At 44.3% G+C, this 23,075-nt stretch carries 23 protein-coding genes; 13 read left to right on the forward strand and 10 right to left on the reverse strand.

From position 1 onward, the window contains the following. Window positions 1-47: 47 nt before the first annotated feature. Window positions 48-542 carry a peptidylprolyl isomerase gene (locus ACVBIO_RS13645; protein WP_447163240.1) on the forward strand — a complete coding sequence of 165 codons (495 nt, stop codon included), beginning with the start codon at window positions 48-50 and terminating at the stop codon, window positions 540-542. 253 nt (window positions 543-795) lie between these two features. On the opposite strand, the gene ACVBIO_RS13650 is transcribed toward ACVBIO_RS13645, so the two are convergent. After that, entirely contained in the window at window positions 796-1,464 is a 669-nt protein-coding gene (locus tag ACVBIO_RS13650; RefSeq protein WP_447169355.1) for a YoaK family protein, read from the reverse strand. A gap of 287 nt (window positions 1,465-1,751) precedes the next feature. Continuing rightward, window positions 1,752-2,876, reverse strand: a complete 1,125-nt coding sequence (locus ACVBIO_RS13655; RefSeq protein ID WP_447159664.1) for a multidrug effflux MFS transporter — start codon at window positions 2,874-2,876, stop codon at window positions 1,752-1,754. Between the two features lie 110 nt (window positions 2,877-2,986). Between ACVBIO_RS13655 and ACVBIO_RS13660 the strand changes: the two genes are divergently transcribed. From ACVBIO_RS13660 to ACVBIO_RS13675, 4 genes are all read left to right on the forward strand, one after another. Beyond that, window positions 2,987-3,772 (forward strand): AraC family transcriptional regulator, encoded by a 786-nt coding sequence (locus ACVBIO_RS13660; protein ID WP_447172825.1) that lies wholly within the window; start codon window positions 2,987-2,989, stop codon window positions 3,770-3,772. Between the two features lie 187 nt (window positions 3,773-3,959). After that, window positions 3,960-4,256: a DUF134 domain-containing protein gene (locus ACVBIO_RS13665; RefSeq protein WP_447159662.1), complete on the forward strand. Its 297-nt coding sequence runs from the start codon at window positions 3,960-3,962 to the stop codon at window positions 4,254-4,256. After that, on the forward strand, window positions 4,253-4,768 hold the full coding sequence (locus ACVBIO_RS13670; RefSeq protein ID WP_447159661.1) for a NifB/NifX family molybdenum-iron cluster-binding protein: 516 nt from the start codon (window positions 4,253-4,255) through the stop codon (window positions 4,766-4,768). The genes ACVBIO_RS13665 and ACVBIO_RS13670 overlap by 4 nt, the downstream gene beginning before the upstream one ends. Window positions 4,769-4,878: 110 nt before the next feature. Next, window positions 4,879-5,202 carry a hypothetical protein gene (locus tag ACVBIO_RS13675; protein WP_447159660.1) on the forward strand — a complete coding sequence of 108 codons (324 nt, stop codon included), beginning with the start codon at window positions 4,879-4,881 and terminating at the stop codon, window positions 5,200-5,202. A 113-nt stretch (window positions 5,203-5,315) separates the two neighbouring features. Here ACVBIO_RS13675 and ACVBIO_RS13680 read toward each other — a convergent pair whose 3' ends face one another. The 4 genes from ACVBIO_RS13680 to ACVBIO_RS13695 form a co-directional block, all read right to left on the reverse strand. Continuing rightward, window positions 5,316-5,525: a TOBE domain-containing protein gene (locus tag ACVBIO_RS13680; RefSeq protein ID WP_447159659.1), complete on the reverse strand. Its 210-nt coding sequence runs from the start codon at window positions 5,523-5,525 to the stop codon at window positions 5,316-5,318. 150 nt (window positions 5,526-5,675) lie between these two features. Beyond that, window positions 5,676-6,830 (reverse strand): 23S rRNA (uracil(747)-C(5))-methyltransferase RlmC, encoded by a 1,155-nt coding sequence (rlmC, locus tag ACVBIO_RS13685; protein WP_447159658.1) that lies wholly within the window; start codon window positions 6,828-6,830, stop codon window positions 5,676-5,678. A gap of 197 nt (window positions 6,831-7,027) precedes the next feature. Then, entirely contained in the window at window positions 7,028-8,197 is a 1,170-nt protein-coding gene (locus tag ACVBIO_RS13690; protein ID WP_447159657.1) for an MFS transporter, read from the reverse strand. A 367-nt stretch (window positions 8,198-8,564) separates the two neighbouring features. Next, on the reverse strand, window positions 8,565-9,602 hold the full coding sequence (locus tag ACVBIO_RS13695; RefSeq protein WP_447172826.1) for a class I SAM-dependent rRNA methyltransferase: 1,038 nt from the start codon (window positions 9,600-9,602) through the stop codon (window positions 8,565-8,567). A 231-nt stretch (window positions 9,603-9,833) separates the two neighbouring features. Here ACVBIO_RS13695 and ACVBIO_RS13700 point away from each other — a divergent pair, with 231 nt between their 5' ends. After that, complete coding sequence (locus ACVBIO_RS13700) at window positions 9,834-10,412, forward strand: esterase/lipase family protein (RefSeq protein ID WP_447159655.1); 579 nt, start codon at window positions 9,834-9,836, stop codon at window positions 10,410-10,412. Window positions 10,413-10,494: 82 nt separating this feature from the next. Here the strand turns inward: ACVBIO_RS13700 and ACVBIO_RS13705 are convergent, their stop codons facing one another. Both ACVBIO_RS13705 and ACVBIO_RS13710 read right to left on the reverse strand, forming a co-directional pair. Next, window positions 10,495-11,841: a sensor histidine kinase gene (locus tag ACVBIO_RS13705; RefSeq protein ID WP_447163235.1), complete on the reverse strand. Its 1,347-nt coding sequence runs from the start codon at window positions 11,839-11,841 to the stop codon at window positions 10,495-10,497. Beyond that, a complete protein-coding gene (locus ACVBIO_RS13710) occupies window positions 11,838-12,524 on the reverse strand; it encodes a response regulator transcription factor (RefSeq protein WP_447172827.1) in 687 nt (228 codons plus the stop codon). Before ACVBIO_RS13710 ends, ACVBIO_RS13705 begins: the two co-directional genes overlap by 4 nt. 130 nt (window positions 12,525-12,654) lie before the next feature. On the opposite strand from ACVBIO_RS13710, the gene ACVBIO_RS13715 reads away from it, so the two are divergent. The 5 genes from ACVBIO_RS13715 (at window position 12,655) to ACVBIO_RS13735 (ending at window position 18,966) form a co-directional block, all read left to right on the forward strand. Further along, on the forward strand, window positions 12,655-13,710 hold the full coding sequence (locus ACVBIO_RS13715) for a glycosyltransferase family 2 protein (RefSeq protein WP_447172828.1): 1,056 nt from the start codon (window positions 12,655-12,657) through the stop codon (window positions 13,708-13,710). 35 nt (window positions 13,711-13,745) lie between these two features. Continuing rightward, window positions 13,746-15,131 carry an ArnT family glycosyltransferase gene (locus ACVBIO_RS13720; RefSeq protein ID WP_447159651.1) on the forward strand — a complete coding sequence of 462 codons (1,386 nt, stop codon included), beginning with the start codon at window positions 13,746-13,748 and terminating at the stop codon, window positions 15,129-15,131. Between the two features lie 8 nt (window positions 15,132-15,139). Further along, complete coding sequence (locus tag ACVBIO_RS13725) at window positions 15,140-15,568, forward strand: GtrA family protein (protein ID WP_447172829.1); 429 nt, start codon at window positions 15,140-15,142, stop codon at window positions 15,566-15,568. Between the two features lie 123 nt (window positions 15,569-15,691). Further along, a complete protein-coding gene (locus ACVBIO_RS13730; protein ID WP_447172830.1) occupies window positions 15,692-17,353 on the forward strand; it encodes an FG-GAP repeat domain-containing protein in 1,662 nt (553 codons plus the stop codon). A 245-nt stretch (window positions 17,354-17,598) separates the two neighbouring features. Beyond that, window positions 17,599-18,966, forward strand: a complete 1,368-nt coding sequence (locus ACVBIO_RS13735) for a hypothetical protein (protein ID WP_447172831.1) — start codon at window positions 17,599-17,601, stop codon at window positions 18,964-18,966. A 148-nt stretch (window positions 18,967-19,114) separates the two neighbouring features. Here the strand turns inward: ACVBIO_RS13735 and ACVBIO_RS13740 are convergent, their stop codons facing one another. After that, window positions 19,115-19,330 (reverse strand): transposase, encoded by a 216-nt coding sequence (locus ACVBIO_RS13740; protein ID WP_447159647.1) that lies wholly within the window; start codon window positions 19,328-19,330, stop codon window positions 19,115-19,117. 504 nt (window positions 19,331-19,834) lie between these two features. On the opposite strand from ACVBIO_RS13740, the gene ACVBIO_RS13745 reads away from it, so the two are divergent. Both ACVBIO_RS13745 and ACVBIO_RS13750 read left to right on the forward strand, forming a co-directional pair. Next, window positions 19,835-20,509, forward strand: coding sequence for an OmpA family protein (locus ACVBIO_RS13745; RefSeq protein WP_447159646.1), 675 nt, complete (start codon window positions 19,835-19,837; stop codon window positions 20,507-20,509). A 332-nt stretch (window positions 20,510-20,841) separates the two neighbouring features. Continuing rightward, window positions 20,842-21,633, forward strand: coding sequence for a molybdate ABC transporter substrate-binding protein (locus ACVBIO_RS13750; RefSeq protein ID WP_447159645.1), 792 nt, complete (start codon window positions 20,842-20,844; stop codon window positions 21,631-21,633). A 75-nt stretch (window positions 21,634-21,708) separates the two neighbouring features. Here ACVBIO_RS13750 and mgtE read toward each other — a convergent pair whose 3' ends face one another. Then, window positions 21,709-23,073: a magnesium transporter gene (gene mgtE / locus ACVBIO_RS13755; protein ID WP_447159644.1), complete on the reverse strand. Its 1,365-nt coding sequence runs from the start codon at window positions 23,071-23,073 to the stop codon at window positions 21,709-21,711. Window positions 23,074-23,075: the final 2 nt, after the last annotated feature.

The following is a 23,075-nucleotide window of genomic DNA, read 5'->3' on the forward strand; positions in this document are numbered from 1 at the left end:
AAAGTGCTACCTTCGCCGCATAATTTTTTGATGAGAGTGAAACGACCATGATTACCTTTACCACTAACCTTGGTGATATTGAGATAGAGCTTGATTTTGACAAGGCACCTGTCAGTGCTAAGAACTTTATCAAGTACTGTGAAGACGGTTTTTTTGAGGGCACGATTTTTCATCGTGCGATTAAAGGGTTTATGATCCAGGGCGGCGGATTCACCGCTGAAATGGAAGAAAAGCCAACCCGTGCAGCTATCGTCAATGAGGCTAATAGAGGGCTTAAAAATGTGCGTGGCAGTATTGCCATGGCTCGCACCGACGCGCCGCACTCTGCAACAGGGCAGTTTTTTATTAACTTAGCGGATAACAGCTTTTTAGATCATACGGCCACCACCAACGCTGGCTGGGGCTACGCTGTGTTTGGTCAAGTGACCAAAGGTATGGATGTGGTGACTAAGATTGGTCGGGCTAAAACGGGCTCAAAGGGCGATCATGATGATGTGCCAAGAGAGGTGATAATTATTGAGAAAGTCACCATCAATCAGTAACGTTATCGCTTTATGGTCAGTGACGCCGTTAAGTTTAGTTAAGTTTAGTTTAGTTAAGTCAAAATCTGATTAATAAACAAAAACGAAGAACCCAGCATAAGCTGGGTTCTTTGCTTTAAAAGCGATAAACCATGAAGCGTTTACCGCGTAGTTCATTCTTATCTTTCGCTGCCATCGCATTTTCTGAGTAACGACTTTAAGTAAACACTATTACTATCTAGCGCTTTTTATTTTTTATGCTACAGGTCTAAAGTCAGTGCCTAGGTGCTGTGCGGATCTTATAAAGCCGATAGCTCATCGCCAGTGCGATACAGATAGCTGCGGGGGCAAGTAGGGCGAAGAACTGCAACTTGGCAAAAAGGTAAGCGCCTAATGTGCCACCGGAGATAAAGCCTGCAATGATTAACAGAAACAGTATGGCTTTGCGCTTGTCGAACTTCTCACCCTTGAAGGTGCCACCAAGCATGATGCCCAAATCTGTAAAAATACCAGTAACGTGCGTGGTACGCACGATGGCACCACTATAAGTGGTCGCCAGAGCGTTCTGCAGACCACAAGCTGCTGAAGCCATATAATGACCGTAGTAGGTGCCATCTTGCAGTAAGTAGATAGCAAATAGGAGAAAACCAGCTTCAATGAGCAACAGGGTGTCGTAGTGGCGGCCTAGCTTGACACTGCTGCCGGACAAAAATGCTCCAGAAAGCATTGCGCCAAGGGTAAAGCTGGCTAATATTCCAAGCAGGTGAAACAGGACTGTAGGTGATGAGCTTAACAACTGGGTGCCCACCAAAGTGGCTGTGCCAGAGAGGTGGGATACAGATTGATGTTCAAAGCCCAGTAAACCGATGGCGTTTACGCTGCCCGCAGTAAAAGCCAGAATGAAAGCGCCATACTCAACCCATTTAGGTAGTTTAGAAATCACGGTATAGCCTTAGTTGCACACATCGACAGCGCTTATTATGGGCGCAGAAGAATGCGGACAATTGGTCAGAAAATTAGGATCGTGGGAGCGTTAAACCGGCTCGAGACATACGGTTTAATTTGCACCTTATATTTTGCCAATTATCAACATACTAAACTGCTGCTTGGATCGCAAAAGTTGCGTGATGGCAGATGGCTTGCAGCGAGAGCCTACTTTTAAATGCGATTACTTTATCTGTCGCAATTAAGCCTATTTTATTACACATCAATCAAAGACAATCTTATTGCTTAATAGCGTTTTTTGAATGATAGACCACAAGCGAGTGCAGCACTGGCCAAGAGCACTTGAGCTAAGTTATGGCTGATTGCAGCCAGCGCAAGTCCAGCACCTAGCATTAAGTAATAAGCTAAACCAAAGAGTGCGCCAGCACTGCCTGCAGCATCTTTATATTGGGTTAATGCTTGGCTTAATATATTTGGGATCGCAATACCAAAGCCGATTACCGTTAAGCCCATGGGCAACAAAAAAAGTAAGCTGTTTTGTCCTAAGCAAACCCCTATAGCGCCAACTAAAGCTAACAGGCTAGCAAGGGAGATAAGTCGCTCAGGCCGCCAGCCTTTAGTGAGTAAAAACTTATTTAAAGCACTACCACACAGTACTGCTAGGGCGATAACAATGCCGCTGGTTCCAAATTGCGTCGTACTAAAACCCAGTTGATTAAATATGAAAGGTGCTAAAGAGTAATAGCTAAATAACATCAGATTAAAACTTGCGACCAATACAGCGCTGCGCCACAGGGTTAGGTCTTTTGCCATACAGATACTCAGTGCAAGTAAGGGCGGAGCTTTGTTAGATGAAGCTTGTGTTTCAGGCAGGCGCCAAATAGATATCCCAAGTAATACTCCTGCCAGTAATGCCAGTGCGCTAAAGACCCCCTGATAGCCCCAGATACTCGTGAGTACCGAGCCGCTAATTAGCCCAACTACAGGGCTAACCCCAATGCCTATACCCATGATAGAAAATACCTTAGCCAGCTCCGGACCTTGAAAGCTATCACGGAGCATGGTTTGAGTAATGATAGAGCCTACGGCTGCACCAAATGCACTCAGGCTGCGCGCAAGTAGCAACCATTCAAAGTGCACGCTGTAAAGGGCAATAATAGTGCCTATCCCATAGCTCATTAATCCTAATAGCATAGCGGGTCTGCGACCTATTACATCGGCTAAGCGTCCCCAAACAACCACGCCAAAGGCGAAAGCGATAAAGTAAATGGATAGGGTCTGAGAGGCTGCATGTTCACTGACGTCAAAGGCGCTAGCAATATTGGGCAATACAGGGCTGTAAATGGTCTCGACGATTTGTGGAAACATCATCAAGGCGGTGATTAACCCGATCTCCGGTTTGTTGTTCATATTCTTTCCTAAACGCTAATAGCTCAATTACGAGCGGAGTATAGCGCTGCCACATTTGCTCTATTACAATAATAAAGACTAAAAACAGCTAAAATCGGACAGAAGCGTTTATGGCATTAATTGATCATGAAACCAGATTTGATGCAGACCGTGTTGTGGCGAATGTTGTTGGTATCGCCGCCGATGTGGGCCAGCATGATTCGGGAATGCACTCCCATAAAAAAGCTCAGCTGTTGTATGCACCACGCGGATGTATGTCGATAACGTTATGCCAAGCGGGATTAGTTAAGCGTCAATGTGTGCTGCCACCGACAAAGGCTGCTTGGATCCCGGCTGGAGTAGAGTACTGCGCCAAGATGCGTAACGTGGTGGCCTATCGTTCTATCTATTTCGATATTGAGGTTTTTCCTGAGCTTCCTCAAACGGTTAAATTGCTAGGGGTGAACCCGCTACTTGGGGCCTTGATTGAGCGAATGGCAAAGTGGTCTTGGGATATGCCAAGTCAGCAGCAAGCGGCGATTATCGCCTTATTTATTGAAGAGCTCAATTTGGCTAAAGAGATAAAATTATCACTGCCTATGCCCGCTGATAAGCGCTTACAACATTGGCTACAGCAGCTACACGCAGGCAAGCATCAAGCAGAGCAGCTTAAGTTGATGGCGAGTGAGATTGGCGCCAGTGAGAAAACTATTTCACGGATCTTTAGCAAAGAAACAGGCATGAGTTATCAGGCTTGGCGGCAGCAATGGCGTTTGCAAGCCGCGATAGAACGCTTAGCTGAGGGTAAGAGTGTATCGACAGTCGCATTTTCACTGGGCTTTGCCAGTGATAGCGCATTTATTAGCTTTTTTAAACAGCACCTTGGGAATACGCCAAGTCAGTACTGCAAAAGTTAAGGTAACGCTTTTATAAGTAAACATTATTTAGCCTGTTTGAATATTTTTGAGTGTGAGTTTAGCCACAGTTTACCTGCAACAGATGTCTAATAATCAGGTTGTTGGCGTAGGCCAATAATGTCAGCCGTCACTCATCGGTGACTGACAACAGTAGAAGCGAAATCCACTAATCGAAGCGAGCCTTACAGTGCCTAGACCCAAGAAGTGTCGTCATCTTTCCTGCTGCGTGCCATGTAGCTTATTTAAACCCAATGGCATTGCATCGACTGAACTTGAAAAAATTCAATTAGAAGCTGATGAATTTGAAGCATTAAATTTAGGTGATGTACTGAAAATGAGTCAACTCGATGCCGCGACATCAATGGGGATCTCTAGGCAAACATTCGGTTATTTATTGGCGAGTGCCCGCAAGAAGGTTGCTACAGCCGTCACTCAAGGAAAGGCGCTTTTACTCCCTCAGAACATGAAGAAGGATTTACCATGATAATCGCAATTCCAATGAGTCGAGATCGTTTGGCTACTCACTTTACCAAGGCCGCTGAAATCGCTTTTTATGATGAGCAGCAGTTAATTGCTCGTTATGGCAACCCAGCGGTTAATGGCGGTTGTAGTGCTAAAAAGGCCATGTTAAACCTCATTATCGAGCATAAAGCCGATATCGTGATAGTGCAGCATATTGGCGAGCGCATGTTGGGCAAATTACTTGATGCGGGCATTAGCGTAAGTAAAGCGGATAACTCGCTCGATTTAGCGGAGCTGATTTGCACAGCAAAGGATTTAAATCGTCGTCTAGTGGATGCAAGTCAAGGGCGCGCATCACTTAACCATGAGAAGAAAGGCGGCTGCTGTGGCGGAGCGAGTGGTGGTTGTGGCTGCAGTACAACACCGAGTGCAGGTCATAGTCTAGACTCAAGGTTGCTCAAGATCCCTCAAAAAGTGAGCGTAAATGCCCAACAAGGCGTTGTGCAATATGCAGGCTTTAGAAGCATAAAGTAGGTGACTTGGTTTTATGGGATATTTTGTATTTAATTGTATGCAAATTGAGCGCTTTACATTTTTAGAAAAATATCCCATCTTAGAACAGTATTTCGTCAAAGGAGGACGTTATGGCTGTGATAGCAATGGGATTTATCATCATGTTTCTGGGGCTTGCCTTTATGGGTTTACCAGAACTTAACCGAGTGCTGAAGCAGCATGACAGAGCGCAATGGGATGCATTACTTGGATCTCAAGGCAGCTTTATGTCTTCTTTTGACCGTATGACGCTATTTACCTGGACTTTGAGTCGAGGCTTTGAAAATTCAGAGAATATTGATATTCAGTATGCGGGATTGTTAGCTTACAAGCAGGCGACCCGAGTCAAATATATGATCTTAACCGGCGTATCGCTGATTATTATCGGCGCGATAACGGCTTTGTTTGGATTGTAATTTCCTCGCTGGAATGGGTATAAATCTAAATCTAAATCTAAATCTAAACCTAAATCAAGATACAAAAAAGCCGCAAACACAGACGTGTTTGCGGCTTTTTATTAAGCCATTGCTTAGTCAACAGCAACCATTACGTTGCTTGCCTTGATGATCGCGTATGCTTGACCACCAACAACTAGACCTAGCTGCTCACAAGATTTTTTAGTTACAACAGATGTGATTTCAACACCTGGTGCTAGTTCGATAACAACTTCGTTGTTTACTGAACCTTCATCGATTGATTTGATTGTACCATTTAGGGCGTTACGTGCGCTGATTTTCATAAGTATATCCTTAATAATAAAGGAGTTATTATAAAGTTCTTATTGGCAAATTAGTATCTGTCACGGACAATATGTCGCATTTACTTGAATCACGTCGCATTTGCTTACCCCATATCTTATTTTTTGAGACATGGGTCATATGTTATTAATTTATCGATGATTATCTAGTGATGCTTCTTTTAGCAGCATCACCAACACTTCGAAATGGTCGGTATGGGGGAACATATCGAACAGTTGCACTTTTTGAATTCGGTAGCCCTTAATATTGGCTAAATCTTTAGCCAAAGTGTGTGGATTACAGCTCGAATACAGAATGGCCTTGGGGGCAAACATAGATAATGAGTCACATAGGCTTTGCCCAATGCCTCGTCTCGGCGGATTGACGATAACCACATCGGGTTTATCATTGGCATCACGCCCGTGAGCAAAATCAGTAGAGTCCAGTGCAGTAAAGTCGACTTGGGTTAGCCCCATAGCCTCTGCCGATATCTTGGCACAGGCAATGGCCTCGCTTGAGATTTCAATGCCAGTTAGAGCAATGTCTTTGGCAGCGCAGTGCAAGCCAAAACCACCCACACCACAGAAAAGATCCCATAAAGAGTTGGGCTTAAGCTCGGCAACCCACTCTCTGGCTGTTTGATAGAGTTTTGCTGCGACCTCAGGGTGAGTCTGGAAGAAGCTCTTTGGCCGAATAAATAAAGGCACATCATTAAATTGTTCGGCTAAGCGGGTTTCTTCAGTTAAGAAGATCTCTTCTTCACCTTCGAGGATCGCCATATGTATTGGTTGAATATTTACCGAAACCACTTTTATCTGTGGATATTCACCGACTAATTTAGGGAGCTCACGCTCGATACGTTCGATAGATTTATGAGAGTTGAGCACAAAACGCAGCAGATATTCACCTTTGACTTGGCTGCGGGTAAGCAAAATAAACTTAAGCTCACCTTTAGCTTTATCAACATTATAAGGAGGGATCCCTGCTTGGCGTACAAACAACTCAAGTCGATGCAGTAACTGCTGCATATCGTCAGGATATAGGCTGCAATCACATAAGCTCACAGGTGCCCCCGAAGGCGTGACAATACCTAGAATAGGTTGGTGTGCGGCGCCCAGAACGACCATTTTAGCTTTATTACGAAATCCACTATCAGGCCCAAATACAGGGGCATGCCATTGCTCAACCTCAAAGTCACTAAGAAGCTGGGTTAGGACTTGTGTTTTTGCGTCAACTTGCGCAGACATAGGCTGCTGAATATGGCGGCAAGATAGACACTGTTGTTGATCAAAGTGGGCGCATTTCACTGATAGGTACTCTACATCGAAGGTGACAATTTATGCTGACTATTCTCGATAACCGAATTTACATAGCCATCTAGTGCGCATTTTAGTGGTTTTTCACTAAAAAATCGCCCTTTAGTTGGGAGGGGATATTTTATTGCGTTGCTGGATAGCAAAAGCGTAGCTTTCGCTGCGCTTTTTATCGCATTTTACGCTAGGTATTAGCCAATAGCTGGTGTGTGGCCGCTACGGGTGTTTTGCAGGCTCTTAATCAGCATGTAAATAGACGTAGTCGTTAATACTACCGCTAGGTAGGTGATCAACGAGTGCGCCGAGCTACTGCTGTGCTCAGCAATGATAGGGCCAAATACCGAACCGACACTGTAGCTCAGTAGCATTAACTCTGTTGCCGCCACAATTTTTTCTAGCACCATCGACTCGCAAGCAAGTGTGATAGCGATAGGGTATAGCGCAAAGCAGCTAGCACCGAGTATAAAGTAGCTTGCTGTTGTAAAGGCGATAGATGCGCTATCGGCGATGCCGACGATGCCGATAGTACCTAATAGGCAAAACAATGCCATTAGCAGGCTCTTACTGATCCTCGTCGATAAATAGCTCACTAAAGGCTGCACTAGCATTCCGCCTAGAATAATCACTGCCATTAAAAACGCAGTACGTTCTGTACTGGCAAATTGGCCATTAATATAGCTTGGCATTAGGCCGTAAATAGGACCTAACAGCATGCCAGATACAAGGCAGCCAATAATCGCAGGCAGGCTGATCTTCTTGACTTCACGTAAGCTGATCTTTTGATGCTCTAGTGTTTCTGGCTGACCTCTTTTGACTAAAAGAGGTGGCAAGATAGCCAACATCAATAAGCCAATGACCCATAAAAATGGGGTGACGCCATTAACACCTAAAGGCCCAATCGCCAGCTGTCCAAGTGCACTACCGCCATAAAGGGAGGTCATGTACAGTCCTAAGCGTTTGGCTCTTTGCTTGGCGTTATCAGCCATTAATAGCCAAGACTCAACAACAACAAAAACCCCCGCTACTGCAAAGCCTGCTATAAATCTTGCAACTAACCAAACTGTCGGTGTCGGCATGACGAGCATAGCGACGATGGTTAGGGTGAGCATGGCTAAAAACAGCATCAAAGAAAATCGATGGCCGACTTTAGCCACGATAGTTTGAATGCAAGTTGTACCAACTAAAATCCCCAAATAGAAGATGCTCGCTAACCACGCCACCAATGAGTTATCCATGCCAAATGACGCTAATGACAATGGGATAAGGCTCATTAAGAAGCCAGATGCGACAGCAAAAAATGATAAACCAGCAACAGGTACGAACGTACTGTTTTTGTGTGGTTTGCAGGCAGAAATGTCCACCTTTATCTCCTATAGATTGATAGTTATTAAAGTTTGAGTGTTGGTCTTTGGAGGCGGATTTTATGCTTTTAATATAGAAAGTAAAGCTTAATTTATATACGGACTGATAAAAAACGTATTTTGCGGATTTTATTGCTCTATCTTTATGATTTTGCTTTATTTATCTTTTGATGGCTTTAGCTTTGTTTTATCTTTTTTTCGCTTTTAAATGGATGTTATATAGCGAAGCCTCAGGGGACAAGAGGTAGGTTATTATTTTAAGTTAATGCTTACTTATAGGTGGTTGAGTGGGGATAGGTTAATAGATGGTTAAAAAGCGGCTTTTAAGGCCGCTTTTTAGGGTTGGTTTATAGCTGGTTTAGAGGTATTAGCTTAATTGCAGCGCTACGATTTTTAATGGGTGGTTACCATCAAATGAGGGAAAGTCTGCATGACAGTCTAACCAGGTGTACTGTGTGACTGTTCGGCCTTGCTTTTCAACACAGCGCACTAAGCTTTCAAACCATGTATTACGGTCAACTTTAGCGACATTGTTACAGCACACGATAGTACCGCCAGCTTTGGTGGTTAATAGTGCGGGTTTAAATAAGCCTTGGTAATCATTAATGAGATCGACAATGCCGAATGCACTCTTGGCATATCTTGGTGGGTCGAGAAACACTAAGTCAAATTGAGTCGCACTCAGTTTTGGATAAGAGGGCAGCTTTTGGTTGCGGCGACCGCCCACTTTAAGGCCTGCAAATTGTCGTAAGGCAGGAAAAGCATCACTTTGAATAAATTCACATACATCCTCAGCTTGGTTTAAGGCTGCATTTTTACGGCCAGCGGCTAGGGCGAAAGAAGAAAAATCGACGTTAACCACGCGCTTAGCACCACCTACTGCAGCCGCAGTACCAATACCGCAAGTATAAGAAAACAGGTTTAGTACCGTCTTACCTTGGCTGTTTGCTGCAACGTATTCACGGCCGATACGCATATCTAAAAACAGTAACGGATCTTGCCCTTCATGGCGTAGTTTACTGGTAAATTGAATGCCATTTTCCTGCATCTGTTGTTCGCTGGTTGCGAATTCTTGCAATTGCTCAGTTAATGGATTCAATACGCGTGAGTTCTTATCTGAACGGTCGTTATAGATTACGGCTTGCTCGGTGATTGTCATCAACTGCTGAGTCACATCCGCTAACTCATCTTCAGTCAGTGATTGGTGAAAACTTTGAATGAGCCATGCATTACCGTAACGATCAATATTGAGTCCATTACAGCCTTCAACCGTACCGTGGAAGATACGGTAACAATCAGTTTGCTGCGCTGCAGAGCGCTGTAAGAAATCAGCTCGCTTGGCAATGGCTTGGCTCAATGCTTGAGAAACGGATAAAGCGGTTGGGTTCGATGTAGTTACCGACATAAATATTGGGCTCATTTTAAATACGGTCAGAGGTGACAGTCAATGATAGCAAAATTGCATTAATAAATACCCTCAATCTTAAAGCTAAGGCGATGAGAGTAAGGCTTTGGTGACTTATACCAATTAGTATGAGTATATGGGCTGATAAGATTTGACTCGGATAGGAAATTGACGCACAAATATGCATTGAAAGTGCTACGTTGTCATTGAGTCTAGCTAGGGAGTAAGCGGATGAAAGTGGTGTTAGTACATGGTATTTTTAATACGGGTCATGTGATGCGCTTGCTGCAAAAAAGACTGCAAGCCTCTGGGCATGAGTGCTTTTCGCCAACGATTAGCCCTTTTGATGGCCGCCATGGTATTGAGCATGCCGCCCAAAATTTGAGGCAACAAATTGATGAGTATTTTGGTGTTGACGCCGAGATAGTGTTAGTCGGCTTTAGCATGGGAGGCATTGTTGGGCGTTATTACTTGCAGCATCTAGGCGGTGCTCGGCGAGTGAGTCAGTTCTTTAGCCTATCTACGCCTCACAATGGCAGCTATTTAGCGTACCTACCATACCCTTCTATGGGCGTTAAGCAGCTAAGGCCTAATAGTCGCTTGCTTGCTGAACTTGCCGAGTCTGAAACCCTTTTAGCTGGGGTTAAGCTCTATTCTTACTGGACGCCCATCGATTTTACGATTGTACCCAGCTCTAGTTCTTGTTGGCGAGTTGCTGAAAACAAAAGCTTCATCATTATTTTGCATTTGTCGGTGATTTTTAGTCGGCGTATTGCGAAAGAGATCTGTAATAAAATGACTTGCGATTGAATGAACCAGGCTGTAAACCAAATAGTTATACCGATAATGACTTGCTACACGAACAAGTCATTAACGGAGCAAGTATGCGCCGTTATGCTGAGGCGGCTGGAAAGGTTAAACTTGCCCGACAACCCCGAGGCTTGATATCCACTAAGCTAAATTGCCACTGATAGCGCTGACATAAGCTGTCGACAATTAACAGCCCCAATCCATGTCCATCTATACCGTTATTTTCAGAGGAGTTCAGCCCGCGACCGGTATCGGTTATTTCTATTTGGTGTTTATCGACACAAATTGTTATTTCACCAGCGTCGCTAGCATTGATGGCGTTACTGATAAGGTTACTAAGTAACATCCGCAGTACGGCAGGGCTAGGTTTGATCTGGGGAGATTGTTTAAAATCAAGCAGCAGCGCAATTTGCTTTGACTCGGCTAACAGTGATAAAGACGCGATAACCTGCTCAATTTCTTTGAGTTGCAGTGCTCTAAAATCGTGACTTTCAGTACCTTTATCTTGTTTGACTAAGCTTAATAAGGCATCGACCGTGTGCTGCATATCATGGGCTGAACGTTGGATGCGGTCTCGTTGGCGTGCTTGAAACTCAGGAGAATCATTTTGCTCTTGCAGCTTTGCTGCTCCACAAACCACTGTCAGCGGGGTACGCAGCTCATGGCTAGCGTAGCGGGCAAAGGCTTGCTCTTGTTTTATCATCATCTCATTTTGCTGACGATAGTCGTTTAGGCTATGGGCGAGTTCGCTAAACTCTGTCGCAGATTGTGCTGGGACCGTAAACTTAGGGTGCTTACTGGGAGACTTGAGCTGCTTGCTCAATTGTTCCACGGGTTCAACTAAGCGGCGGCTGAGCTTATGAATGGCAAAGCCAAATAACAAAAAAAGTACGCAGATAAAGCTGAGCACAAATAGGTTTATTGATTGCCACTTGCTATCGCTCAACTCAACATTTTCCGCAGGCATAATTAAGTACAGCGGCTGTACTTTTCCATCTAGTTTAAATTCATTGCGGTATAAGAAGATCTCTTGATGTTGGCTAAGAGAGTCATCTTCAAAAAGCTTGAAGCTGAATATTTCGTGCAATATCCCTGCTGCCTCACGATCGACGACTTCACCTGAAAATCCTCTGGGAAATTGGCTTAAATCGCCATACTGCTCAGGTATGAGCTCATGGGAATAGTAGGCTTGTACATGTAAGCCAATTTTTAGCGGCTGTTTAGCCCCCTGTTGAAATAGGCTTATGGCAAAAGGCGCGCTTGCCTCTAGTTCATGTTGATTCACTTCATCTTCAATCCACTGCATCAGGCTTAGCATAGAGATATAGATGGATAGTCCGATGAATAAGGCTATGGTACTAAAATAGAGTAGCAATTTATGCGGCAAACTCGATGCCGATGGGACTCTGTGGAGCAGGCGGTGTATCAAATCTCCTCTCCTTTTTGTAGCCGAAAGCCTACCTTCGGTATTGTGGCAAGCATAGGTTGTTTGAAAGGTTTATCGAGCTGATTACGTAACTGATACATGTGGCTGCGTAAAATATCACTGCTTGGCGGGAATTGCCCCCAAATGGTATCAATTATCTGTTCACGCTTAACAATATTGGGTGCGTTTTTGATTAGCAGTAACAAAATTTGGTAGGTGATAGGAGTGAGAGCTAGTTGCATGTTTTGGCGGTAAGCCAAGTGTTTGGCTATGTTGACCTCAATATCGCCAAACTTTAAGCTGCCTTGAGCCACTTGGCCACGATGTCGCTTTATCAATGCCTTTAAGCGAGCATCGACAACATCTAGATCAAAAGGTTTGCCTAAGTAGTCATCGGCGCCACAATCAAAACCGTTGAGTAAGTCGGTTTTATTATCTAACGCGGTAAGCATTAAAATGGGGGTGCTGCACCCTAGTGAGCGGAGTGCTTTGCAAAGACTTAATCCATCGAGTTTTGGCAGCATCAGATCGAGAATAATGGCATCAAAATCGAAGGCTTGTGCAAGTGACAGTCCAAGTTCACCATTGTCGGCAAAATCGAGTTCCATTCCTTGCGCTTCAAAGTAATCGCCGAGGATCCCTGCAACATCGCTGTTATCTTCAATTATCAGTAATTTTATTGTCATTATCTATAGGGTTGTTACTGCTGTATATGCGGTGATTTTAGCACTTTTTATGTCGAAAAAATGTCAATGACATTTTTTCGACTTGAGGTTAGGCATGCTACGAACACATTCGTAGTAGCTGGATAAACTTATGCCTTACTCTTCATCCCATAAAAACCTGAGTGGTGCTGAGATTTGCTTGTCAGTTGTAGTGCCGTTATTTAATGAATCTCTTATGATTACTCCCTTAATTGAGCGATTAACTAAGGTGTTATCTGAACTTGATGATAGCAGTGAAATCGTATTTGTTGACGATGGCAGTCATGATGATTCTTGGCAACTCGTGAGCCAATTACCTCTGGTTGATAACGAATATCAATGTATTAAATTGAGTCGTAATTTTGGCAAAGAAGCAGCGATGTCAGCAGGTATTGATCATGCAAGAGGGTTAGTGGTGATTATGCTTGATGCTGACTTGCAAGATCCGCCAGAGCTGATCCCTGCTATGTTAGCGCAGTGGCGCGCCGGGTATGAGATAGTCAACATGAAACGTAAAAAGCGCTTGGGAGAGACTTGGTTTAAGCGTTTCTCTGCAGGTTGTTTTTACAAACTGATGAATTGGGTTTCAGATTCACCAGTGCCCGAAAACGTGGGTGATTTCAGGCTAATGAGCCGTCAGGTGGTAGACAGTATTAAGATGCTACCGGAACGTAACCGCTTTATGAAAGGCTTGTTTAGCTGGCCCGGTTTCTCACAAAAGACCTTAGAGTTTGACCGTGATCCACGCTTTGTTGGTGAAACGAAATGGAATTATGGCAAGTTATTTGGTTTAGCGATGGACGGCATTACATCTTTTAGCTTTAAACCACTAAGGCTCGCAACTTGGTGCGGAGTATTTACTGCACTGAGTGCGTTTATTTATGGCGGCTGGATCGTGGCGAACACGCTTGTTTTTGGCGAAAGTGTTGCGGGTTACCCGTCTTTGATGGTGGTGCAATTGGCGCTTGCCGGGGTGCAACTGCTCGCACTTGGTTTAATTGGTGAATATCTTGGCAGGGTGTTTGTTGAAGTAAAGCAAAGACCACTGTATTTAATCGAAGAGGTGGCTTACAGGCAATCCTTAGCGCAGGTGAAAGCGAGACCCCTCCAGGCTCCTTCCTTTAATGGAGCACAAAAAGATAATGTTAGTTACCTGGAGGCCAAGTAATGCTTCAGGCTTGTGAGGTAGGCAAGACTCGGGATATGTATAAAGGTATTACTGTACTGTTATTGGTGGTGTTAACTCGACTGCTGCTATTGCCTTGGTATCCACTCATGGATACTACCGAAGCACGGTACGGTGAGATGGCCCGTTTAATGGTAGAGACGGGGAACTGGGTGACCCCGTTGTTTGATTATCATGTTCCCTTCTGGGGGAAACCGCCACTGCACACTTGGTTGAGTGCGGGATCGATATTGGCATTCGGGGTTAACGAGTTTGCGGTACGCTTTCCCCATTGGTTGGCAGCGATGTTGACACTGGTTGTCGTGGCAGCCTTTGCGAAACGGCTACGCCTACCAGTTATTTCAATATTGATTATCTTAGCTTCTACTGTGGTATTTACCATCAGTGCGGGGGCCGTGATGACCGATATGGCACTCACCCTTGGGCTGACCCTCGCTATGGGCGGATTTTATCTGTGCTGGCAAGGGGGCAAAGTCTGGGGCTATTTGGCTTTTATTGGGTTAGCTATTGGTTTACTTGCCAAGGGGCCTGTGGCTTTGGTGTTGTTTTCGATAGGAGTTGGCCTGTGGCTGCTATGGCAATATGGGCCAATAAGAATGTGGCGAGAATTGTGGCAGCGTACTCCATTGTTAACAGGCACCTTGTTAATGCTAGCCATCGCGCTACCTTGGTATGTGATTGCAGAGCAGGCAACGCCAGGATTCCTTAACTATTTTCTTGTGGGAGAGCACTGGTCTAGATTTGTTGATAGCGGCTGGAAAGGAGATCTATATGGCTCGGCTCATGATGAAGTGAGAGGAACTATCTGGTTTTACTTCGTTGTAGCTGCCATGCCGTGGTCACTGTTTTTACCTAGAGCGTTCTACAAAATAGCGACAGAGATTAAAGGTAAGCAAACTCAAGAGGGGGCTAGTGAGCCAGCCTGTGGACTTGTGGGCTATTTAGTCTGCTGGATGATCGCTCCTATGCTGCTATTTACTTTAGCAGGCAATATTCTTCCGGCTTATGTGCTACCTGGGATCCCAGCTTTAGCCTTGTTGCTTGGATACGCGTGGCGTAAGAGCAAACTACCGGGATTAAATATTATTGCTCTATGTATTCCCGTATTGCTGGTGGCCACCACTTTTGTACTTCATTTTGGAGCAGGAAAAGACAAGAGTGAGCGCTGGTTATTGGCCCAGCGTAGCGATGCATTAGCAACATATTATTGGCAGAAACAACCGTTTTCAGCACGTTTTTACAGTGCTGGTCAAGCGGCCAAAATCAACAGTATGAAGCAAGTTAGTGAGAGCACTTTTTATCTCGTTTTAAGCAATGAAAAGCTGACTGAACCAGCGTTCTCTCGCTGCGTTAAAGTGGCGAGTAATAAATATCGAGGGCTGCTCAAGTGCCATCGTCGTTAAGCATGAATATGCCGTCAAAGCGCGCTTCATTGGGGCTCGAAAACCAACCGCTACTACGTTTTCTTATTGTTGGTGGCGGCGTATTTATTTTCGATGCAAGCGTATTTTTTGGGCTAGTGAACATCCTCGCATTGCCCTTGCTCCCAGCAAGGGTCGCTGCGTTTGCTGCTGCGGTAATATTGTCGTGGTTTGTGAATAGATACTGGACATTTAGGGGGCGTCATCAAGCCCCCCATATGCGCCAACTATTTATGTCTATGACGGTGGGGAGTATCGCTGCGATGTTAAACCTATCGGTATTTTACTTATTGACCTTTCTCCTAGGCTGGGGGGCGATAAACACTTTTATTAGTTTTGCCTCTGGCGTGTTGGCTGGACTGATAATTAATTGGTTAGGCGCTAACTATTGGAGCTTTAAAGGCGTTAAAGCTGATTAATTCTGAATTAGCGGCTCCTTATGTTACAAACTGTTAACTAGTGGTTTTACTCTGCTGGGAAAACCGCTAGTTTCAGAGACAGGATAATCATGATGAGATAGGGACAGTATGGAGCGCTTCAATATGAGGTCACTTTGCAAAGGATTTATTACGGCCTCGGCTTTGTTCGGGGGCTGCTTATCATTCAATGTTAGTGCTAATTCGACGTTGAGCTTTACCGAATCTACCATTAACGCGCCTTTTGAGTTAACTCACCCGATTATCGCTGCCGACCTGTTATCGCAACCGGGTAAAGAGTTAGTTGCATTTGGCGTTGATGGCTTGAGCCATCGCTGGATGGCTATCTATAAACTCGAACAGGGTCAATATACGCTGGCCTTTAAGCTTGAGTTGCCTCAAATGCTGCACAGTTTTGATATCACGCAGTATCAGGCTGGTGAACTTCAGCAGCTATATTTTCTTTCTCAAGATAAGCTGCAAGTATTGGTTAATAATGATCGTGTCGGACAATTGCAGATTGAAGCTGTGGCTAACATCGATTCTCTGTCATTTAAAGATCGGCCCGATTTTATTAGTCGTGGCGAGTTTATTCAGGATCTCAATGGCGATCAACGCGATGACATCTTGATCCATGATTTTAATCAAGTACACCTTTTCTTGGCCGCAGAACAAGGTTTTGTGCGCCAAACTCTGCCGATTAAACCTCAGTCTCGTTTGTTTGATGATGGCGCGACTTATACTCAGTCTACACTTTATGTCAGTGATATTGATCTCGATGGTTTGGTCGATATCGTCAAAATTGGTGAGGGGGAGCTGGAAGTTTATAAGCAGACTCAAGCTGGCATAGAAACTCAAGCCAATGCTCAAGCTAAAGTCAAAATTCAAAGCAGCGTTCAAAGCAAAGCTCAAGCGAGAATTCAAGCCAAAAATGAAACTCAAGTCGAAGCTCAAAGCCTAGAACGTAGAAATACTTCAGAAGGTGTTCGGGGCTTTGATCCTATTGCTGAGTTTATTTCGGTGAGCCAGCCTATCAGCGGAATTGACTGGTGGAATAAGCGTGATGCTTATGGAGAGCAATTAGATCAAAGTGAGCTGGTGTACCGCAAAGTCGAAGAGCTTAAAGATCTCAATAATGACGGTATCACCGATATGGTGATCCGTTATACCAAGAGCAGCGGCGTGTTCGATAGAGTTAACGATTATGAGATCTATCTGGGGGAAAACAAGCAAGGAAAGTTAGCTTTCCCGAAGGTGGCTAGCAGTGTTGTTAGGGCTGAGGGGACATTAACGGGCTTGGAGTTTATCGATATCGATAATGACGATAAAGATGAAGTGATGGTTGCTGGCTTCGATATTGGAGTGTCGCAAATTATCGGCGCATTACTGTCGGGCAGTATAGACCAAGATGTTCATCTGTTTAAGATGGACGCGAATGGTCGTTTTAGTGATGACTCAAACGTCACTAAAGAGGTAGAGCTTAATTTTAGTTTGAGCTCGGGACAAACCGGTAGCCCAGTGGTGAAGCTGGCCGATCTCAATGGTGATGGTTTAAAAGATCTGTTGCTGTCTGATGATGAGTCGACCTTGAAAGTCTATTTAGGCCAGCGCGGTGATAGCTTGTTTAGCCGTGACGCACAAAAGCATGAGCTTAAACTCCCTGTCGAAGGTGGCATGTTAAAGACAGAAGATCTTAACGGTGATGGTCGAGAGGATCTGTTGATCAAATATGGTCGACAAGACGATAAGAAACTCGCGAATCAATTTAGAGTGTTATTGGCAAGTTAGCTCGTCCGATTGATATTTACCCCATAAATAAGCGGCTTTAGTAAGGCTGCTTTTTTGTTTCTGAAATGCGTTTCCTGACCATTTATCTGTTTAATCTTGCCAGTTTTACTGGCATATTTTCGAAAACTCACACAAGTTTACAAAGCTATTCAAAGCCTTGCTGTTCATTTCACAATCTGACAGTTCTTGACGTATTTTGAGTGTCATAAGTAGCGCACTTATTGCTAATTAGTTAAGGAAGATAAATGAAATTTACACGGTGGGCAGGCGCTGGTTTGTCATTAGTATTGCTAAGCATGGCAGGCTGTAGCTCTGATGATAATGAATCAAGCAGCAACAGTAGTTATATCCAATATTATAATGCTTCGCCAAATAGCACTGCGACAAGATTAGTATTGGATGACTATCCATACTCCGACGTTGAATACGCCGATACTATGCCTAGATATGAGTATCTGACGGGGAACGTAGAGTTAGAAATTACAGGGTTTGATGCGACAAATGATGAGCAATCCCTCTATCAGTCGATTGTTGAGTTGGGTAACACTGAAAACCATCTTTTTATGCTAGTTGGAGATTATAGCGAGCCCGAGTTTGTCGATATTAACTATAACCGTAGCGAAATGGATGAACTTAATAATGATGAAAGTGGTGATTACAGTAAGATGCAGGTATTAGTTGCACATGCTGCGATGGGAGAGCCCAGTTTTGATCTGTATTTTGCCAAACAAGGTGAGGAGTTTGGCTCAGCAGTAATGCTTGATTCTCTTAATTACAAAGAGTACACCACTGAGCAGATGTACGATACCGGAGAATATGTACTCTACCTCACTAAAAGCGGGGAAACAGTACCAATTTATACCACCGCGACACTCGAACTGAATGCTAACACTGTGTATAAATTAATTATTCGCAATAGCTTTGGCCCTGGGGTTCCTAAGCTGACGGTCGATAATGTTGATTCTACAGGGACGCCTGAAACGCATGCAAATATTGATGCCAATGCAGAGTTTCGCTTCTTTAACGGGTTAAATGCGACTCATACAATCAATGCGCAGATTGTGAGTAACGAAGAGTCGCAATATCTTTATGATCTGAATCAAAACCAACTCACAGAATTTAAGGACATTGGCTATAACGATTATGGCGTGAGTATTGTCGACAGTACAACGAACGCTGTTCTTGCAAATAATCTATTGGTGACCTTCAATCAAGACGAAAGCAAGTCCATTTTATTGTATGAAGATGAAATGGGCCAAACCAATGGCATGACCATCAGTCACGATCATCGTCCAAGAGCCTATGAGCACCAGATTAGTTTGGCCAATTTGGTCTCTGATTTTGACGAATTGATGATCTATTTTGTACGAGCAAGCGAGACGATTGAGTCTGCCCAATACAAGCTTACAGGACTCGAGTTCACTGAGCTAGGCGTGATTAGCTTACCTTCTGATGACTATGAAATTAGTGTGGTTTTTGAAGATGAAAATGACACATTAACTTTATTGTATCAGTCAGATGTTGTGCAATTTAGTCAAGCGGGGAATTACACCATGGTGCTAAACAAAGATGATGATGAGTCTCTGGGCTATCGACTGACAACCTTTCAATAGTTGCTAATGGATTAATGATGGGGTGCAGAGGCGAAAATCACATTAAGCGTATTTTATTTGAATAGAGTTAGCGCGTTAATTTTTTGATTTCGTTGGGGCGAAAAATAGTGTTTCCCGCCTCTGCTTTAACAGGGTACAGCCTGTTAATTTAACGACGACCGAGTAGCTGCTTTATACGTAAAGCGAGCTGTTTGGTCTGTTGCATAATGGGCAAAGAAGTTGATTTTGAACCTCGCTCATTTTCATGAATAATGTGATAAACGGTTTTTGTCGACAGTCCATAATCTTTAGCAACGTCCGATAACAAACGGCCGTTATTTTTGACTTCGTTGATAACTTTAAGGTTCAGGTTCATAGCATCCATCGGCATTCTCTTTTTAAGTTCTAATGTTAAAACATCAGTGGTTTGGACGTCTTTGAGCGTGGTGACGGAGTTCCCATGGCAAGGTTGTCTAGCTTGACCTTGTCGTTACTCACGAAACAGAGTTTGTTATTATTTTTTTAGTGTCTGTGAATACTCAATAATATATATGCTTAACATATGCCAAAGCCGCAATATATTTAAAATCATTACATTTCATAAGGTTAAATTTACCGAGCTTACTGTTATGCATGGAATCTGCGAAATCTTGCTCAAAAATGGTGCGCGTGCGCACTATATTGGTGCGTAGATATGTCGGGTGACAGCAGAGCTGCGCTACTGCAGAGGCTATTGGCTACGCTATTAATTCAGTGTTAATTGCTCGATTTTGAATCACTTAACAAGCGAGTCCATTGTCTAATTTGCTGTGGTTTATATACTGCTTTGCAAATACAACTTATAAGTGGCCGCTTTTGTGACTCACACAAGTGGTTGGGAGTGGTTCAAATGAGCGTAAAGCGTAGTTCTTATCTTGCTGGTGGCCTTATCGCCGCCATGATGGTGTCTGGTTGTCAAACAACTAATCCTTATTCCAACGAATCTCAAAATGCTAAAGCGACCAACGGCGCCCTGATTGGTGCTATTGCTGGTGCGGCGATTGGCGTTGCGTCTTCAAGTAAAAACGATCGCGGTAAAGGTGCATTGATCGGTGCTGCGTCGGGCGCTGCATTAGGTGGCGGTATTGGTTACTACATGGATGTGCAGGAAGCTGAGCTTCGTAAGCAGCTGCAATCATCTGGTGTCAGTGTGACACGTAGCGGTGATAACATTATCCTTAATATGCCAAATGACGTGACGTTTGGTGTCGATCAAACGGACTTAAGTCAGCGTGCTCAGCAAGTGCTAAATAGCGTTGTGTTGGTCGCGCTTGAATATGATGAAACCAAGTTAAATGTAATGGGCCATACTGATAGTTCTGGCGCCGAGTCATATAACTTAAGGTTATCGCAAGTGCGTGCGAGTGAGGTGGCGAACTACTTAACTCATCAAAAGGTACCAGCGCAGCGAGTTGCTTCACATGGTATGGGTGAGTCAAAGCCAATTGCTTCGAATCAAACGAAACAAGGTCGCGCTGAAAATCGTCGTGTAGAGATTATTTTAAGCCCGATGCCAAACGCATAACGTGCAATCGTTAATGCGTTGAATTAATGCCACTCTTGAGTGGCTTTTTTATGTCCTAACCTGCTGTCGTGTCGGTGTTATTTATTCCTATCAATATATGAAATTGAGCTAAAGTCGGTCTCTAAGACTGCTATGATTTATGGCGGCAGTAATATGAGGGGGGATGAGACTTTTTGTCTTGTCTGCCTAATGATACCGTGATTGAACTCTCGGGTTTGGCAACTAAAGTTAGTTTGCTAAAAGGCAAGTATTGTTATTTGGTTATAGATGATTTGTCATTGCTTAAAATGAGTGCCTTTATTTAAAAACGAATATTGATAATGGAAAAAATGATGAAAAAATGGATGCTAGTTTCACTTCTAAGCTTACCTTTTGCTGTTAATGCTAACCCCATTGAGTTGAGAGCGGCAGGCAGTTTAAAAAATGCTATGAATGATATTGTTAGTGCCTATCAGGCAGCGAGTGAGCAAACCGTTCATGCTGATTTTGGACCGTCAGGATTATTACTTAAGCGTATAGAGTCAGGTGAAAACACAGACGTGTTTGCCTCTGCCAATATGAAGCACCCACAAGCATTACAAGCTGGGGGGAAGGGCAGTAGCGTAGTGATGTTTGCGCGCAATCAGATGTGTGCCATTGCTCAGCCGAGTGTCAAAATCAACAGCGAGGGGGTGCTAGCTGCGATGCTTGATCCTAACGTGCGATTAGGTACCTCAACGCCCAAAGCCGATCCTTCAGGTGACTACGCCTGGAAAATATTTGCAAAGGCTGACCACTTACAGGCTGGAGCGACGGCTAAGCTAGAAGCCAAAGCATTGCAGCTCACCGGTGGTGAAAACAGTGCAAAAGCGCCTAAAGGCCGTAATACCTATGCTTGGGTGATGGAAAATAAACGCGCCGATCTGTTTTTGACTTATTGCACCAATGCGGTGCTGGCTCAGAAAGAGGTCAAAGATCTGCAAGTTGTTCAGCTGCCTGAGCCTTTAAGTGTTGGAGCTAATTATGGTTTGATTGTACTCGATGATGCCCAACAAGATGCCTGGAAACTGGCGATGTATATTCTCTCTGAACCCGGGCAAATGATCCTAGCTGACTACGGTTTTGATGCCCCATTAAAGCAATAGGATTTGTAATCAAAAGGCCGCAATAGCGGCCTTTTGATTAGTCTTTAATAACTAATTTGATAACGAACTTGATAACTAGTTAAGTAAGAAAATCGTGGCTAAGCCTAGGAAGGCAAATAAGCCAATCACGTCGGTGACAGTGGTTAATACCATCCCCCCTGCTAATGCAGGATCGATGTTCATCCTCTTTAGCATAAGAGGGATCGTTGCCCCTGCAAGACCCGCTACCGTCATATTGATGAGCATAGCGCCAGCAATCAAGGCTCCCAAGGCGATATCGCCTTTCCATATCCATACAGCGACAAAAACGAGAACAGACCACAGCAAGCCGTTGAGGAAGCCAATGGCGAGCTCTTTACCTATCAACCAGCGAGAATTGCTTTTACCGATTTGGCCAAGGGCAATACCGCGAATAACCAGAGCTAAAGTTTGGTTACCAGCAACGCCGCCCATACTGGGAACAATAGTCATCAGAATCGCGATCGTGGCAAATTGTTCAATCGTGCCTTCGAACATATTACTGACTGATGCCGCGAGTAATGCCGCGAATAAGTTAACGGTTAACCATAGTGAGCGGCGAAAGGTACTTTTTAATACTGGACCAAAGGTATCAGTATCGTCGTCCATACCTGCCATGCCCATCATAGAGTGTTCGGCGTCTTCACGAATAACGTCGACCACGTCATCGATGGTAATACGGCCAAGTAGCTTGTTGTCAGCGTCGATAACGGGGGCCGACACCCAGTCATGTCGTTCAAATAGCTGCGCCACTTCGCTGTCAGACATGCCAATAGGGATCCCTTCAAGATCCGACACCATTATTTCACGTACTGAGGCGTTTGGGTCACAGGTCAGCAGATCTGCAATACGTACACCACCTAACACGCTGTCTTGTTTATCGACCACATATAGCATGTCTGTGGCTTGCGGAAGTTCACCGCGGATCCGCAAGTAGCGCAAAATCACGTCGATATTGACGTCTGGCCTTAAGGTAACCGTATCGGTATTCATCAAGCTGCCAGCAGTGTCGTCAGGGTATGACAGCGCTTGTTCGACACGCACGCGATCTTGCTTGGTCATTGACTGCAAAACTTGCTTAAAGATGCTGTCAGGCAGGCTTCGCAAAATATAGGCTAAGTCATCGGTGTCCATGTTTTCGGCGGCTTTTGCAACGCGCTCTGGACTCATCTGAGCAATGAGACTGTCTTTAAGCTCTTCACCGAGTTCGTCGAGGATTTCACCTGTGTGTTCCTGGTCAATCAGTTGCCATAGCACTTGACGAGTACGAGGTGGAGAAGATTCGAGAATAAAAGCAATGTCCGTTGCAGCCATATCCTGCAACATGTTGCGGACGTGGACAAACATACCGTTGCCTAATGCTTGAGTCAGCTGATTGAGACGTTGGTCAGTTGTTTGATTATCTAAGACTTCAATCGGCATAG

Source organism: Shewanella sp. 0m-8 (assembly GCF_052977265.1).

Bases quoted from the DNA above. Each gene is read 5' to 3' on its own strand.
- ACVBIO_RS13655 (WP_447159664.1), bottom strand. From the start codon at position 2,876: ATGAACAACAAACCGGAGATCGGGTTAATCACCGCCTTGATGATGTTT.
- ACVBIO_RS13720 (WP_447159651.1), top strand. From the start codon at position 13,746: ATGTATAAAGGTATTACTGTACTGTTATTGGTGGTGTTAACTCGACTG.
- ACVBIO_RS13745 (WP_447159646.1), top strand. From the start codon at position 19,835: ATGAGCGTAAAGCGTAGTTCTTATCTTGCTGGTGGCCTTATCGCCGCC.
- ACVBIO_RS13715 (WP_447172828.1), top strand. From the start codon at position 12,655: ATGCCTTACTCTTCATCCCATAAAAACCTGAGTGGTGCTGAGATTTGC.
- ACVBIO_RS13680 (WP_447159659.1), bottom strand. From the start codon at position 5,525: ATGAAAATCAGCGCACGTAACGCCCTAAATGGTACAATCAAATCAATC.
- ACVBIO_RS13660 (WP_447172825.1), top strand. From the start codon at position 2,987: ATGGCATTAATTGATCATGAAACCAGATTTGATGCAGACCGTGTTGTG.
- ACVBIO_RS13740 (WP_447159647.1), bottom strand. From the start codon at position 19,330: ATGGATGCTATGAACCTGAACCTTAAAGTTATCAACGAAGTCAAAAAT.
- ACVBIO_RS13645 (WP_447163240.1), top strand. From the start codon at position 48: ATGATTACCTTTACCACTAACCTTGGTGATATTGAGATAGAGCTTGAT.
- ACVBIO_RS13730 (WP_447172830.1), top strand. From the start codon at position 15,692: ATGAGGTCACTTTGCAAAGGATTTATTACGGCCTCGGCTTTGTTCGGG.
- ACVBIO_RS13700 (WP_447159655.1), top strand. From the start codon at position 9,834: ATGAAAGTGGTGTTAGTACATGGTATTTTTAATACGGGTCATGTGATG.
- ACVBIO_RS13735 (WP_447172831.1), top strand. From the start codon at position 17,599: ATGAAATTTACACGGTGGGCAGGCGCTGGTTTGTCATTAGTATTGCTA.
- ACVBIO_RS13710 (WP_447172827.1), bottom strand. From the start codon at position 12,524: ATGACAATAAAATTACTGATAATTGAAGATAACAGCGATGTTGCAGGG.
- ACVBIO_RS13675 (WP_447159660.1), top strand. From the start codon at position 4,879: ATGGCTGTGATAGCAATGGGATTTATCATCATGTTTCTGGGGCTTGCC.
- ACVBIO_RS13725 (WP_447172829.1), top strand. From the start codon at position 15,140: ATGCCGTCAAAGCGCGCTTCATTGGGGCTCGAAAACCAACCGCTACTA.
- mgtE (WP_447159644.1), bottom strand. From the start codon at position 23,073: ATGCCGATTGAAGTCTTAGATAATCAAACAACTGACCAACGTCTCAAT.
- ACVBIO_RS13695 (WP_447172826.1), bottom strand. From the start codon at position 9,602: ATGTCGGTAACTACATCGAACCCAACCGCTTTATCCGTTTCTCAAGCA.
- ACVBIO_RS13750 (WP_447159645.1), top strand. From the start codon at position 20,842: ATGAAAAAATGGATGCTAGTTTCACTTCTAAGCTTACCTTTTGCTGTT.
- ACVBIO_RS13670 (WP_447159661.1), top strand. From the start codon at position 4,253: ATGATAATCGCAATTCCAATGAGTCGAGATCGTTTGGCTACTCACTTT.